The following is a 14379-nucleotide window of genomic DNA, read 5'->3' as shown; positions in this document are numbered from 1 at the left end:
CGTTTCCCCTTCCTTTCCATCGAAGCCCCGCCCGGAGGCCCTGCCGTGACCGCACCCGAATCCGCCGCTTCGCCGGCCCATGTGATCGCCGACGAGGCCGAAGCGCTCGCCGTCGCCGCCGAACTGGCCGAGGTCTTCCGGGCGGGCGCCGCGCGGCGGGACGCGGAGCGCGCCCTGCCCCGTACCGAGCTGGACCGGCTCTCGGCCACCGGCCTGCTCGGTATCACCGTGCCCCGCGCCCATGGCGGCGCCGATGTCCCGGCCCGGGTGCTCGCCGAGGTCGTCCGGCTGCTGGCCACCGGCGACGCCAGCCTCGCGCAGATCCCGCAGAGCCACTTCGTCTACATCAATGTGCTGCGCAGACAGGGCACTCCGGAGCAGCAGAAGTTCTTCTTCGGCGAGGTGCTGGCCGGGCGGCGGTTCGGGAACGCGCAGTCGGAGAAGGGCACCAAGCACGTCCAGGACATCCGCACCCGGCTGAGCCCGACGCCGGAGGGCGGGTACCGGCTGACGGGCGAGAAGCACTACTCCACCGGGGCGCTGTTCGCCGACTGGATCCCCGTCCTGGCCCGGGCCGCCGAGGACGCGCTGCATGTCGCGTACATACCGCGCGACGCGCCGGGGGTGACGGTGGTGGACGACTGGGACGGCATGGGACAGCGCACCACCGCGAGCGGGACGGTGCGGCTGGACGGTGTCGAGGTGCCCGCCGACCGTGTTGTGCCGCACCACCTCACCTTCGAGGGGCCTCAACTGCACGGCGCGGTGGCCCAGTTGCTGCACGCGGCCATTGACGCGGGGATCGCGTCCGCGGCGCTCACGGAGGCCGCCGAGTTCGTCCGTACGAAGAGCCGCCCCTGGTTCGAGAGCGGCCATGACACCGCGGTCGAGGACCCGCTGCTCATCCAGCGGTTCGGCGAGCTCTCGCTGGCGGTCAGGGCGGCGGACGCGCTGCTCGCCGCGGCTGCGGGCGCGGTGGACACGGCCGCCGCGGAGCTGACCGACGACACCGCCGCCGAGGCGTCGATCGCCGTGGCCGCCGCGAAGGTGCAGGCGGCGACGGCGGCGGTGGACACGAGCAGCGCGCTGTTCGAGGTGGCGGGCACCCGCGCGGCCCTGGACAGCCTCAATCTGCACCGGTATTGGCGGGACGCGCGTACGCACACGCTGCACGACCCGGTCCGCTGGAAGGTGCAGCACATCGGCCGCTATGTGCTGACCGGTACGCGCCCGCCGCGCCACGGTCTGCTCTGACCGCCGCTTCCCACCAGCCCCTCCCGTGCCCCATCCCCTGGAGAGTTCAGTGAGCCTCACCTTCCATTGGTTCCTTCCTACGTATGGTGACAGCCGCCATGTCGTCGGCGGCGGGCACGGCCTGCCCGCCGGCGCCGCCGGGGGGCAGCGCCCCGCCGACCTCGGCTATCTCACCCAGATCGGCCGCGCGGCCGAGCAACTGGGATTCGAGGGCGCGCTCACGCCCACCGGCGCCTGGTGCGAGGACGCCTGGCTGACTACCGCCATGCTGGCGCGCGAGACCGAGCGGCTGAAGTTCCTGGTCGCCTTCCGGCCCGGTTTTGTGTCACCGACGCTGGCGGCCCAGATGGCCGCCACCTTCCAGCGCCACGCCCCCGGGCGGCTGCTGCTCAATGTGGTCACCGGTGGCGAGAGCCACGAGCAGCGCGCGTACGGCGACTTCCTGGACAAGGACGCCCGCTACGCGCGGACCGGGGAGTTCCTCTCCATCGTCCGCGACTTGTGGCGGGGTGAGTCGGTGACGCTGGAGGGCGAGCACCTGCGGGTGGAGGACGCGCGGCTGGCCAGGGTCCCCGATCCGGTGCCGCCGGTGTATTTCGGCGGCTCCTCGCCGGCCGCGGGGGAGGTCGCCGCCCGGTACAGCGACGTCTATCTGACGTGGGGGGAACCGCCGGCCCAGGTCGCCGAGAAGATCAAGTGGATCCGGGAGCTGGCGGCCAAGGAGGGCAGGACCGTACGGTTCGGCATCCGGCTGCATGTGATCGCCCGGGACACCGCGGACCAGGCGTGGGCCGAGGCGCGGCGGCTGCTGGACGGCTTCTCCGAGGAGGCGATCCGCGCCGTACAGGCGGGCCTGGCCCGCAGTGAGTCCGAGGGACAGCGGCGGATGCTGGCCCTGCACGGCGGATCCACCGACGGCCTGGAGATCTCTCCGAATCTATGGGCCGGTATCGGTCTGGTCCGAGGAGGCGCGGGCACTGCCCTGGTGGGCAGCCATACCGAAGTGGCGGAACGTATAGCCGAGTACCACCAGCTCGGGATCGACGAGTTCATCATGTCCGGTCATCCTCATGTGGAGGAGGCCTACTGGTTCGGCGAGGGCGTACTGCCGCTGCTGTCCGAGGCGGGGCTGTGGACCCATCCGACGGCCGCGCCGGCGAGCGCGCCGGCCTCCGTGCCGTTCGCCGCGGAGGTGGGTCGCTGACCGACCGGTGAGGAGGCGCGCTCCGGCGGAGCGCCACGTGCGGAGCGCCGCCTCCTTGCGGTCCGCGTCGTAAGGACGCGCGGCCGCCGCGGTCGGTCTGCCCGCCGTGTTCGGCCTGGCCGCTGTGTCCGGCCCGGTGGACGGGCCGCCCCCCTCGCTACCGTCCCCGCTCCTCTTCGCACGGCTCCGGTTCGCGAAGGCCCTCGGGCGGCACCAGGGCGTCACCGGGGCGAGGCCAGGGCCTGCCTTCCATCTCCTCGATGGTGGTGTTGTACCGCAGCAGCGCGTGCGCCAGCGTGGCGATCTCGTCCGCCGTCCAGTCGGCCAGCAGGGTGCCGAGGCCGTTGATGGCCCAGACGCGATTGGCGTGGAGGCGGCGCAGGCCCTCCTTGGTGATGCGGATCTTCTTGGCCATTCCGCCGTCCGGATCCGGGATCCGCTCGGCCAGGTCCGCGCGCAGCACCGCGGCGGTCTGCCGGTTGACGGTCGAGGTGTCGAGGCCGAAGGCGTCGGCGAGCTGCCCGATCGACAGGGGTCCTTCGATCTCGATCCGGCTGAGCAGCAGATGGGCGCTGCGCTCCAGCCGGTCCCCGGGAGGGAAGTGGTCGGCACCCATGGTGGTGTGGCGGCCCACCAGTCTCAGCTCGCGCTCGATCGCGGCGATTTCCCGCTCCATGACCGCTGCCTCCTCTTCGATGTGGCGCGCTGACATAGTACCGGCCGGATATGTATGGTGCACACTCCATGCATCATGCATACTGCGTGCATGATGCATAACCTCATAGGCCAACGGGAGACCAGATGAGCACCGCCGCTTCTCCCGAGCCACGCAGCGGCGTCATCGTGGGGGTGCTGGCGGCCGCCGGCATCACGGTCTCCGTGATGCAGACGCTGGTCGTCCCGCTGATCCCGGACCTCCCGCAGCTCCTGCACACGTCGGCGTCCAACGCCTCCTGGGCCATCACCGCCACCCTGCTGGGCGGCGCCGTCGCCACCCCGGTCGTCGGCCGGCTCGGCGATCTCTACGGCAAGCGCCGCATGCTGCTGATCAGCACCGTGCTGCTGGTCGTCGGCTCGCTGGTGTGCGCCCCCGCCGACTCCCTGGCGCCCGTGGTGACCGGCCGGGCCCTCCAGGGCTTCGGCATGGGAGTGATCCCGCTCGGCATCAGCATCATGCGTGACGTCCTTCCGCCGGAGCGGCTCGGCTCGGCCATGGCCGTCATGAGTTCCTCGCTCGGGGTGGGCGGCGCGCTCGGCCTGCCCCTGTCGGCCGCCGTGGCGCAGAGCGCCGACTGGCACGTGCTGTTCTGGGGCTCGGCGGGACTGGGCCTTGTGGTCGGTCTGCTGATCCTGCGATTCGTGCCCGAGTCCAACGTCAGCGCGGGCGGCCGCTTCGACGTCGTCGGCGCGCTCGCCCTCTCCGCCGGGCTGATCTCGCTGCTGCTCCCCGTCTCCAAGGGCAGCGACTGGGGCTGGACGAGCGGCACCACGCTGGGCCTGTTCGCCGTGTCCGCCGTGATCCTGCTGCTGTGGGGCGGCTGGGAACTGCGCCACCCGGCGCCTCTCGTCGACCTGCGCACCAGCGCACGCCGTCCCATCCTGATGACCAACCTCGCGTCCGTCGTCATCGGTTTCGCCATGTACGCCATGTCGCTGGTCGCCCCGCAGCTTCTGCAACTGCCGAGTGCCACGGGTTACGGGCTGGGCCAGTCCATGCTCGCGGCGGGCCTGTGGATGGCCCCCGCCGGACTGGTGATGATGGCCGTCTCGCCCTTCGCGGCCAAGCTCTCGGCGGCCCGCGGTCCCAAGATCTCCCTGCTTGTCGGCGCGCTGATCATCTCCGTCGGGTACGGCGTCGCGCTCGCCCTGATGGGCAGTGCCTGGGGCGTGCTCGCCTTCGCGGCGGTCATCAGCGCGGGTGTCGGCTTCGCCTACGCCGCCATGCCGGCCCTGATCATGAGTGCCGTCCCGGCCTCGGAGGGCGCGGCGGCCAATGGCCTCAACAGCCTGATGCGCGCCATCGGCACCTCCACCGCGAGCGCGGTCATGGGTGTGGTGCTGGCACATATGACCACCGACCTGGGCCCGGTCACGATCCCGTCCGAGGCCGGGTTCCGTACCACCTTCATGATCGGCTCGGGGGTGGCACTCCTGGCCGCGCTGGTGGTGCTGGCCATCCCGGGCGCCCGGACGAAGTCCGGCCCGGCCGCCCGGATCCCGGCCGAGCCGCGGGTGGGAGAGGCGGCCGTGACCGGTTCGGAATCCCACTGATCGTCGCTCGCCCCGAGGGGAAGCCCGTTCGCCGGCCCGGCCGGAGGGCGGGCTTCGTTCTCACCCAGCGGAAGTCCTGACCCGCAAATAGGATGGGCGGGCGGTCCGCGCACATGTCCGACCGGCGCCGGAGACGCTGGAGAACAGGGGATTCGGCCAGGTCAGTGGCGTGTGGTGGACCGTACGACCGATGCTGCCGCGAGGAAAGTCCTCGCGGCGGTCCGTGAATGGACGTACTTCGGAGTGGTCCATGACCCGACGTCGTCGTCCCGCACAGTCGGCGAGCGCCGACGATCTGCTGAGCACGCTCGGGCAGCTCACGGCACGGGCGCGGGAAGGTGCCGAGCTGCAGCAGGCCCGGGTGGAGCTGGCCGTGGCGCTGCAGCGCGAGATGCTTCCCGCCGCGCTCCCGACCGTGCCGGGGCTGCGGGCCGCCGCCCGGTACTCTCCCGCGCAGCACGGCCTGGCGATCGGCGGCGACTGGTACGACGGGTTCCCGCTGCCCGACGGCGCTCTCGGCTTCTCCATAGGAGATGTGCAGGGACACGACGCCGAGGCGGCCGCGTTCATGGGCCAGATCCGTATCGGGATGCGGGCGGTGGCCAGTCCCGCCGCCGACCCGGGCGAGGTGCTGGGCCGGGCCAACGACCTGCTGCTGTCGGTGGACTCCGTCCTCTTCGCGACCTGCACGTTTCTCCGCTTCGACCCGGTCTCCTGGGAGCTTCAGATCGCCCGCGCCGGCCATGTCGCCGCCGTCTGGGCCACGGCAGACGGTCAGTACGGCGTCGCCGAGGTCTGTGGCGGCCTGCCGCTGGGCATCCTGCCGGGGCAGGTGTATCCGGTGACCCGGCGCAGTCTGACGACGGCGGGAGTCTTCGTCCTGCTCACGGACGGTGTGGTGGAAGGGCCGTCCTTCCCGATCGAGGAGGGGCTGGCGCGGGTGGCCCGGCTGGTCCGTGCCGGAGCCGTCGCCGGTACCGGCCCCGGCGAGCTGGCCACCGAGGTGATGCGGGTGGCCGAGCTGACCGGGCACTCGGACGACGCGGCCGTACTCGTCCTGTGCCATGAGGCGGCTCCGGCCCCGCCGGACGGGAACGGGTGACGCCCCGGCCGCGGCAGTGCGTGTCATGGCCCGTGCGGGCCGGATGACGTTGTCTGATGGCTGCTGTGGTACGCACCGAGGACATACGACATCTCTCCGTAGCCGTTCTGCGGATCCTCGCTGTCACTGTCGCCTACTACGTGACCGGACAGATCGGCCTGATCAGGGAAGTGGTCCTGGAGGGCGCGGTCGTCACGCCGCTGTGGCCGTCCACGGGTGTCGCGCTGACCTGCCTGCTGTGGTTCGGTGCCGGCGTGTGGCCGGGCATCACCCTCGGGGCGCTCCTGAGCGTCGCGACGGTCGGCCCGCTGTACCTCGGCGACCTCGGGATCCTCGCGGGCAACACCCTCGCCCCGCTGTGCTCCCTCTGGCTGCTCCGCCGCGTCGGCTTCCGGCCCGATCTGGCCCGCCTGCGGGACGGCCTGGCGCTGGTGTTCCTCGGCGCGCTGGCCGGGATGCTGATCAGCTCGACCCTCGGGACCTCGATGATGGTGGTCAGCGGGCGGTTGCGGCCGGAGGGATTCTGGCCGGTCTGGGCGGCGTGGTGGACGGGCGACGCCATGGGCGTCCTCGTGGTCACACCGCTGCTGCTTGTCCTGCGCCGGGCGCGGCTGCCCCGGGACCTGCACCGCTGGGGAGAGGCGGGGACCCTCGCGGTCCTGTCCGTCGCCATTACCCTGCTGGCGACCAGGAGCTCCGTCGCGCTGCTGTTCCTTGTCTTCCCGCTGATCATCTGGGCCGCCCTGCGTTTCGAGTTCGCGGGGAGCGCGCCGTCTGTGCTGCTGGTGTCCGTACTGGCGATCGTGGCGGCGACCGATCGCGTGGGGCCGTTCGCCCACCACACCCTCTTCGAGGTCATGTTCAGCCTCCAGGCGCTCAACGGATGCGCGGCGCTGACCGGGCTGCTCCTGGCCGCGGTCGTCACCGAGCAGAAGAACATCCGCAGAAAGGTCGAGGAGGCGTGCGAGGAGCTGGCCAGTGTGGTGGACCAGCTCGCGCCCGAGGTGTCGGTGAACCGCTGGCCGCCCGAGCGGGGAAGACGCCAGGCCGAGGGGTGAGCGCGGGCGCCGTCCGCCTCGCGCGGGACAGCGACGGCGGGGCGGTGTCCACGTGTCACCTGGGTGGTGTCAATTCGCGCGAAAGCGTGAGGGTCCGGGCCGTCGACCGGTCCCGGAATCCGGGGCTCCGTGCGTCGGGCCGATCCCGTGAATGCCGGGAGGGACGGTGCCCGCACCGTCCCTCCCGCTCCGTCCTGGTCCCTCCTGACGCCGGCAGAAGCTAATCGGTCTTCGCGGTCAGACTGGGCGCGCGGTCGGCCGTGTCCGTGCGCGGTCGCGGCAGCGACGCCTCGTCCTGGTGGCGCACGACAACGGTCCGTCCCGGTACGGGGATCTCGATCCCCTCGGCCCGGTAACGCTCGTGCAGGCGCTTGATGAAGTTGTGCTTGATCACGTACTGGTCGCCGAACTCCAGCACCCGCAGGATCACCGTGAAGCCGATGCCGGCCTCCGTGAAGGTGTGGAAGCGGACGGCCGGTACATGGTCGGGCACGCCGCCCTCCACCTCGGCCATGACCTTCTCCGCCACCTCGGTCGTCACGCGCTCCACCTGGTCGAGGTCACTGCTGTACGCCACCGCGACCTGGATCAGCAGCGACATCTGCTGTTCCGGGCGGTGGTAGTTGGTCATGATGGTGCTCGCGAGCTTGGAGTTCGGGATGATCACCAGATTGTCGGAAAGCTGGCGCACCACGGTGTTGCGCCAGTTGATGTCGACGACATAGCCGTCCTCGCCGCTGCTGAGCCGTATGTAGTCGCCGGGCTGCACGGTCTTCGACACCAGGATGTGCACACCGGCGAACAGGTTGGCCAGCGTGTCCTGCAGGGCCAGAGCGACGGCCAGTCCGCCCACACCCAGGGCGGTGAGCAGCGGGGCGACCGATATGCCCAGCGTCTGCAACAGGACCAGGATGCCGATCGCCAGCACGGTGACACGGGTGATGTTGACGAAGATGGTCGCCGATCCCGCCACCGCGGCCCGGGACAGGGTCACGGACCGCACCAGCTCGGCGACCGTACGGGCCGCCGAGAAGGTGGCGGACAGGATGAGAAGGGCGATCAGCACCTGGTTGACGTTGTGCCCGACCGTCGAGGTCAGGGGCAGCGCCGCGGCCGCCGCCGAGACGCCGAGGGCCAGCGCGGCCCAGGGGACCAGCGTGCGCAGGGCCGTGACAATGATGTCGTCGCCGCTCCAGCGTGTCTGGGTGGCGCGATCTCCCAGCCACCGCAGTGCGATTCTCAGGACCAGTCCGCCCGCGAGACCGACGAGCACCGCGGCGCCGGCGATGAGCAGGTCGTGCAGGGTGAGTTCCCGGTTCACCGGCCGGCCCCCGGCGTACGGGTCGGCGCCGGGGCGGGGACGCCGGACCGGGGCGCGCGCTCCGGCCGGGGGGCTTCCGGTCTGCCGGAGGCGAAGGTCGCTGCCCGGAACCGGGCCTGCTGGGTCGTCACTTCATCACCTGTTCGTTCCTGGGATGTGTGGGCACACCGGCGGGAACGGAAAGAGGGGGAGTTCGCCGTCACGTCGTGGACCGGTGTGCGCTGACATCTTGCCGCACGGGTGATCGTCTCTCGGGAGCGCGTGCCATCCGTTGGAGGCGGGCGGCTGCTCCCGCGGGCGTCGGGATCGTGGTGTGCCGAAGGCCCCCGGCCGGCGGACGGCGGGAGCCTTCGGCACGGACAGCCGTCAGCGAGCGAGCACCAGGACGACGAACCCGCCGAGGTAGCAGGTCGCGAAGAGCAACGGGATCCATTGTTCGACATGGGTGAGGGGCCAGTATTTCGACCGGTCGCGGCCCTCTCCCAGCTCGGTCCACTCGGCTCGCCAGTACGGCGAAGCGGGGAGTCTTTCTTCCAGAGCTCCGATCACCCGGTATTTGGCGGTGTTCAACTGCCGGTAGGAGCGGATGATGAAGAACCAGGCAAGGCACTGGATCACCAGTATGGCGCAGGGGAAAGCGAGCAACAATGCCCGGTAGGAGAGGTCGAGCGATGCAAGAGCCCCAGCGAGAGTGAAAATGCCGGTGTTGAGCGTCAAGAAGAATGTATTGGCGGCCGCTCTTCTGGCGCTGATTCGATCGGCCATCTCCACATATAACTTGTATTGTTCGAGAAGGACGGTTCGAGTGTCCTCGTCAATATCGTCCGCCGGTCCAATTTCTATGTTCCACAGGTTTGCCGGCATATTCCAATCCCCCCGTTTTTCAGACTGTCTCGCGCAGGTCGGAGGCCACCGAGACCAAGATGGTGCCGCCGCCGATGTTGTGCTGGACGATTTGAGTCCGTCCCGCCGTCCCGCCGCCGGCGGATGAGATCGGACGGTATACGGAGCCATCGTCCGAATTTTCGACGATCGACCGCAGAGCGTCCACCGCGTCGGGATCATCCTCAAGGAGCGCTTCCAGGCGCCCCTGCCAACGAATGGCGACAATCTCGCTGCTGGAAGAACCACTGGACACCACCTGACGAGCGTCTTCCAGCGCGCTGGTCATCTGATCCATCCGCGCCGGCGCCCGCCGGCTCAGCAGTTCGGCCATGCGGTCCCGCATGGCTTGCCAGGCGTCCGTCATCATGGCCTGAACCAGTACCCGTCCAGCCGCCGCCGCTACGGATGCCGCGATCGCGTCCATCTGTGTGCACCTCCTCGTTAGGGCCTCTGTTCCGGGGGACGACAACTGTTTTAACCGTGGTCTCCGGCGACCTCGTCAACGCGACGGCTCAGGGCGCTGTCGGGTCCGAAAACCTTCTTCATGTCTTCGTTGATCGACCGAGCGATCGAACTCGCCTCATCATTTTTCCCCACGACGAGCAACACGGAAACCAGGCTTGCCGCACAGCGTAGGGTCTCCGGATGCTGGTTTCCCATGATTTTTCGGCGCCCCGCCCAGGCCATGTGTCTCAGTTCCACCGCGTTCGCGAATTCTCCTCGCTTTTCCTGAATGAAAGCGAGATTGTCCGCCGAAGCCAGACTTGCGGGATGGAGCTGACCGAAGAGCTCGACTCGTTTTTCCCAGACCGATGTTTCGATCCGATGTGCCTCTTCGAATTCTTCCACCCCGCACAGCGACGAGGCGAGATTTCCCGCCGATACGAGAGTGTCGGAGTGATCCGACCCCAGGCGTGCGGTTCTTTCTTCAAGGATCTCTCGGTGGAGCTCGACCGCCTCCGCCCATTTGCCCTGGCCCGCGAGTGTGGCGGCGAGGTTGTTGCGGGAGGCCAGGGTCACGGGATGAGAGGCACCGAGGAGCTGCTCACGCGCGGCGTTGAGCCTTCTCAGTACCGCCTCGGCTCGCTTCGCGTTCCCCAGTTCCCAGTCGCACAGCGCCACCATGTGCAGTCCGGCCAGCGTGTCCTCGTGAACGGTTCCGAGGAGGAGCTCGAACCTTTTGACCACCCGGTCCGCCAAGTCCTTGGCTGTGAGCGGATTTCCGGCAGAGAGCTGGAACCAGCACAGCCGTAGCAGCAGCTCCCGGAATCCGGACTCGGTCGGCCAGTGAACCGAGTTCACCAGCGGCATCAGGGATCGGTAGACGGGCCAGGTGGCGGCATCGCTCGGATCACCCGGGTCATTGGCGACCAGCATCCGGGTGAGTTCGGATGTGATTTTTTCCTGTTCGTCCGGGGGCAGATTCGCTCGGATCACCGCAGCCAGTACGGGGTGCGTCCGAAGGTTCGAGCGTTTCCTCTCGGCCAGGTTGTCGGTGATGAGGATTCCGATGGTGTGGCTGAGCCCTTCGGGGTCCTTCACCGCCTTGCGCAAGGGCTGAGCGAAGACACTGGGGTCCCTGGTGAGCAGGCTGTCGGGAAGGGAGTGGGGCGCCGCCATCGCGAGCAGCCGGAGCATATGCGCCGCGGCCGGGTCGCGGGCGGAGAGTTTGTCGTACGTCTCCTGGAACCTGGCCATCAGTGAGTGCCCGGAGTCTCCGCCTGCTCGCAGGACGACCTGGTCCAAGCGGCTGTCCAGCAGCGCCAGGAAGTCTCCGACACTGGAGCCGGACACACTCAGTTGGTTGGCCGCGATACTCAGGGCGACGGGCAGGAACCCGAGGCGCATCGCGATCTGGTCGGCCGCCCCCGGAGGAATCTTGGGGGCGAACCGGCTCAGTAGTTCGGTGGCTTCGGCGCGGGAGAAGACCTCCAGCCGGATTCCGTGCCTGATCGCTGTCGCATGTCTGCGGCCCGTGACGATGACGTGGTACGGGGCCAGCGCCCGCGCGAGCTCTTCCGTCAGTGACACATTGTCGAAACCGTCCAGCACGACGAGGGCGCGGACATCACTTCCGGGGTCCGTCGGGATTCCGCTTCCGCCGCGGTGAAGGCGTGGCGAGATTGTTCGCAGGGCGGCGAGGGCGGCGAGTTCGTCGTCGCTGTCGCGACCGATGTCCTCCGGGCGGACGAGGACGGCACCGCCGTAGTTTCCCCTGACCCGGTTGGCGAACTCCACCGCCAGGGAGGTCTTGCCCGACCCGGCCATACCGCTGACGGCGAAGGGAGAGCCGTCGTCCCGGAAGTGGTCCAGCATGCGCAGGAGTTCTCTTTCCCTGCCCACGAAAGGGAGCGTGGGGGCAGGGACCTCCCAGATCTCGGGATGCGCGTCCGGGTATCTGGGGCTCTTTCGGCTGTCCGCCCTCGGGCCCCGGTTGGCCATGGGGCGGCCATAGAAATTCAGGACCGCCTGGAGCAGGTTCTCTCTGGCCTGCTTCTCCGACAGACCCGCGATGTCGACGACCACGCGGCGTGCCGGAGTCGCGTCCAGCACGCCGAACTGGGAAACCCTGATCTGCAGCAGACGGTCGGAGGGATCCTCACGGCCGACCGACGTGACCGTGGCCCTCGCGGTCTCCGCCCTCACCCATTCGCTGCGGTGCGAGTCGGGCGAGAGGAGTGCGAGCACCTTGGCGCTGTCCGCCTCCGCGTTCCGCAGGTCGTAGGCCCAGGTTTCTCCGGCGCCGGGCGCCGCGTCGGGCGTGACCAGGTAACCGGCGTTGGCCAGTTGGGCGGCGATCCAATCAGCCCAGGGCCTGTCCTGGACCGCGTAGCTCAGAAAGAAGTCGTATTTGACTCGGCCGTGCGGACGCTGCCGGTAGCGGTGACGCAGCGCGGATCGCTGTTCCGGATCGATCGGAACGGCCCGGTTGACCGTGTCGCGGGTCAGATAGCCGGTCAGCCGCTCGAATGCCGACAGCAGAGTGTCCTCCTGCTGAGGCCGGTCTCCGATCGGGGCGAGAAGTTCCTCGTAGGCGTACAGGCTCCGGTAGGGGACCTCCACATCCCCCCAGTAGCGTTCGACTTCTCCGGTGGGCACCTCCGCGAACGCTCTGCGGAAGCTCCACTGCGCCCAGTCCCGGCTTTCCTCCAGGCGGTCCGTCTCGCCGCTTTCCACGCGCATGGGCACGGGAAGGATCCGGACCGGGTGGTCGCCGCGCTGGCGCAGGACGGATTCCACCACCGAAGCGCATCCCGAGATGCTCTGTGTGCTCATGGTGAAGCAGGCGACCAGTGTGTCGGGGAGCTGGATGGTGCAGAGCCCCGAAGTGTCGCTGAGACCGGTCCTGCTGTCGATGAGGACATAGTCGTAGTGGTCCCGCATCTGCTGTCTCAGCGAGGCGATGAAGGTGCTCCCGCCGAGGCGGCTGTAGAACGAGTGCCAGTCGAAGGAGTTGACTCGCTGGCCGAACGACTTGTTCTGCCGGCCCGCGCCCAGCAGGTCGATGTGTCCGTCAGCGGGGAACTCCCACCGCAGTGAAACGGCGTGCTGCAGCGGATTGGCATAGGGCTCGTGCCAGCCGGGCCGGGTGTCCGCGTCCTGATCCAGGGCGGCGAGTGCGAAGTCCCACAGCATGTCGAGCACGCCGGAGGTGGACTTCAGCTCCTTGTCGAGGAGAAAAGGATGGAAGTAGCGGTGCAGCCCCGGTGCCTCCAGATCCCAGTCGACCACGAGGACGGACTTGCCGTTGCTGGCCAGGATCCAGGCCACATTGGCCAGTCCCATGGTCCTGCCGGTGCCGCCCTTGTACGAGTAGAAGGTGATGATTTCGCCCGGCTTCTTGGGCGCCGTCGTACCCATCATGCCTCCGAGGGCCCGCTGAGAAAGGCACGTGGAATGAAGGTCGCGCTCGCGTCGGTACTGACGGCCGGACGCACATGCGGCGCGTTCGAAACCAGCAGCCGGCAGAGCTCGATGAGCAGCTCCCGCAACGCGTCCTTGAAAGAAGCGACCGTGTCCAAGGACATCTTGAACACCGGTTGCCGGGCCCTGGCGTGCCGCCCGAGCACATGGAGGATCTGTAACCGGAGCGCGTCCGCGTTGTCGGTGGTTTCCGAGTCGCAGGCGCTCTCCGGAACCACCATCCCCGCGTTGATGGAAAGGCGCTTGTCGTACTCCTCCAGTGCCGCCTGACGGTGGTCCATCGCGACGGTCCACGGATCGAGGATGATGACGGCGAGCTCATTGTTGGCTTCGGCCTTGTCCAACAATTGGGCTACCTCGTCGTCGAACTCTTCGGGGTGCGGGACCAGTCGTAATTCTGTGGCGACCTCGGCGGCGTAAATGAGCACCGGCTCGGGCGCGTCCGGAGTATAGGGGGCCCAGTCGTCCTGTCTCGCGCCGTAGTGGGACGTGTCCTGCCGCAGGCTCCCCAGGTCGCCGCTGGTGCCGGAAGCCACCACCAGGCGGACGTGTTTCGGTCCGGACGGGAAAGCGGGCGGGCCGGGCACCGCGGCCGTCACGGCCGACTTCTCCTCGGCCTGCTTCGACACCGTCGCCGCCACGGGCCCGATCTCCGGATCCGCGAACGCGTTGTACAGGTCGTCCAGTTCGGAGGAGACGGAGTCGGGTGTCAGCGGGCTCTCGTTTATGAGACCTGCTACTCGCTCGCCCAGCATGTAGATGATCTCGTGGTACTGAGCTGTGTAGTCTCTGTGGTGCTTGAGTTGTACGAGCTGGCGCAAACCCGTCTTCGCGTAGCGTTCGCCCAGCTCTCGCTGTCTGGCCCAGATGTCGGCGGCGGTCTTGGGGAGACGTACGCGGTCGTGGAACACACCTTCCCAGATGACAGGGAAGATCATATTTGGTTCCGGTGCGGGTGTGCTCGCCGCGTATTGCTCCAGCCTTTGGCTGAAGGCCCACCACTCCTTGCCGCAGAACTCACTGGCGAAGTAGCGCGGCGAGTAGAGCGGTATGAACACCTTGCATGAGCCGAGGGCCTCGCTGAGTTCCCGGCGCCACTTCATGGCCGCTCGCATCTCGGCGTAGTTGTATCCCAGATGGTCGCGGCTCAGCGTGGTGATGCGGATGATTTCCTGGCATAAGTCTTCAAAAAAGTCCGAGACGAGATCGTTCTCATTGTCGTCTCCAGAGAAGCTGAGAAAAAGCTCCACCGCGCACACCCGCCACTGTCCGCTCCCCCCCTGACGCTGGCGCCCCAGGCCTGACGTCGGCATTTTTCCAGACGGAACCCCCCACGTCCTGGAGTCGGGAAGAATCAGCG

General features: G+C 68.5%; 11 protein-coding genes. 5 read left to right on the top strand and 6 right to left on the bottom strand.

What is annotated here, in order from left to right; translation table 11 throughout:
- Positions 1-45: 45 nt before the first annotated feature.
- Both ABZ707_RS11395 and ABZ707_RS11390 read left to right on the top strand, forming a co-directional pair.
- Positions 46-1254, top strand: coding sequence for an SfnB family sulfur acquisition oxidoreductase (locus ABZ707_RS11395; RefSeq protein ID WP_360171535.1), 1209 nt, complete (start codon positions 46-48; stop codon positions 1252-1254).
- A gap of 49 nt (positions 1255-1303) precedes the next feature.
- Entirely contained in the window at positions 1304-2458 is a 1155-nt protein-coding gene (locus ABZ707_RS11390; protein WP_360171532.1) for an LLM class flavin-dependent oxidoreductase, read from the top strand.
- A gap of 157 nt (positions 2459-2615) precedes the next feature.
- Here ABZ707_RS11390 and ABZ707_RS11385 read toward each other — a convergent pair whose 3' ends face one another.
- Complete coding sequence (locus tag ABZ707_RS11385) at positions 2616-3134, bottom strand: MarR family transcriptional regulator (protein WP_360171529.1); 519 nt, start codon at positions 3132-3134, stop codon at positions 2616-2618.
- A 125-nt stretch (positions 3135-3259) separates the two neighbouring features.
- Here ABZ707_RS11385 and ABZ707_RS11380 point away from each other — a divergent pair, with 125 nt between their 5' ends.
- From ABZ707_RS11380 to ABZ707_RS11370, 3 genes are all read left to right on the top strand, one after another.
- A complete protein-coding gene (locus ABZ707_RS11380) occupies positions 3260-4729 on the top strand; it encodes an MFS transporter (protein WP_360171526.1) in 1470 nt (489 codons plus the stop codon).
- Positions 4730-4979: 250 nt separating this feature from the next.
- A complete protein-coding gene (locus tag ABZ707_RS11375) occupies positions 4980-5831 on the top strand; it encodes a PP2C family protein-serine/threonine phosphatase (RefSeq protein ID WP_360171523.1) in 852 nt (283 codons plus the stop codon).
- A 56-nt stretch (positions 5832-5887) separates the two neighbouring features.
- Positions 5888-6889, top strand: a complete 1002-nt coding sequence (locus ABZ707_RS11370; RefSeq protein ID WP_360171520.1) for an MASE1 domain-containing protein — start codon at positions 5888-5890, stop codon at positions 6887-6889.
- A 220-nt stretch (positions 6890-7109) separates the two neighbouring features.
- On the opposite strand, the gene ABZ707_RS11365 is transcribed toward ABZ707_RS11370, so the two are convergent.
- The 5 genes from ABZ707_RS11365 to ABZ707_RS11345 form a co-directional block, all read right to left on the bottom strand.
- The gene (locus tag ABZ707_RS11365) at positions 7110-8210 is read right to left on the bottom strand and encodes a mechanosensitive ion channel family protein (protein WP_360171517.1); all 1101 of its coding nucleotides are present in this window, start codon (positions 8208-8210) and stop codon (positions 7110-7112) included.
- Positions 8211-8576: 366 nt separating this feature from the next.
- Complete coding sequence (locus tag ABZ707_RS11360) at positions 8577-9074, bottom strand: hypothetical protein (protein WP_360171514.1); 498 nt, start codon at positions 9072-9074, stop codon at positions 8577-8579.
- 19 nt (positions 9075-9093) lie between these two features.
- Entirely contained in the window at positions 9094-9519 is a 426-nt protein-coding gene (locus ABZ707_RS11355; RefSeq protein WP_360171511.1) for a hypothetical protein, read from the bottom strand.
- A 50-nt stretch (positions 9520-9569) separates the two neighbouring features.
- Entirely contained in the window at positions 9570-12959 is a 3390-nt protein-coding gene (gene fxsT / locus ABZ707_RS11350) for an FxSxx-COOH system tetratricopeptide repeat protein (RefSeq protein ID WP_360171508.1), read from the bottom strand.
- Positions 12956-14269 carry a TIR-like protein FxsC gene (locus tag ABZ707_RS11345; protein WP_360171505.1) on the bottom strand — a complete coding sequence of 438 codons (1314 nt, stop codon included), beginning with the start codon at positions 14267-14269 and terminating at the stop codon, positions 12956-12958. Before ABZ707_RS11345 ends, fxsT begins: the two co-directional genes overlap by 4 nt.
- Between the last annotated feature and the right edge of the window lie 110 nt (positions 14270-14379).

Origin of the sequence: Streptomyces sp. NPDC006923 (genome assembly GCF_040635655.1) — a bacterium.
In the GTDB taxonomy this organism is placed as follows: Bacteria; Actinomycetota; Actinomycetes; order Streptomycetales; family Streptomycetaceae; genus Streptomyces.
Note: the sequence above shows the minus strand (reverse complement) of the source record. Positions and strands in the feature narration are given on the sequence as shown.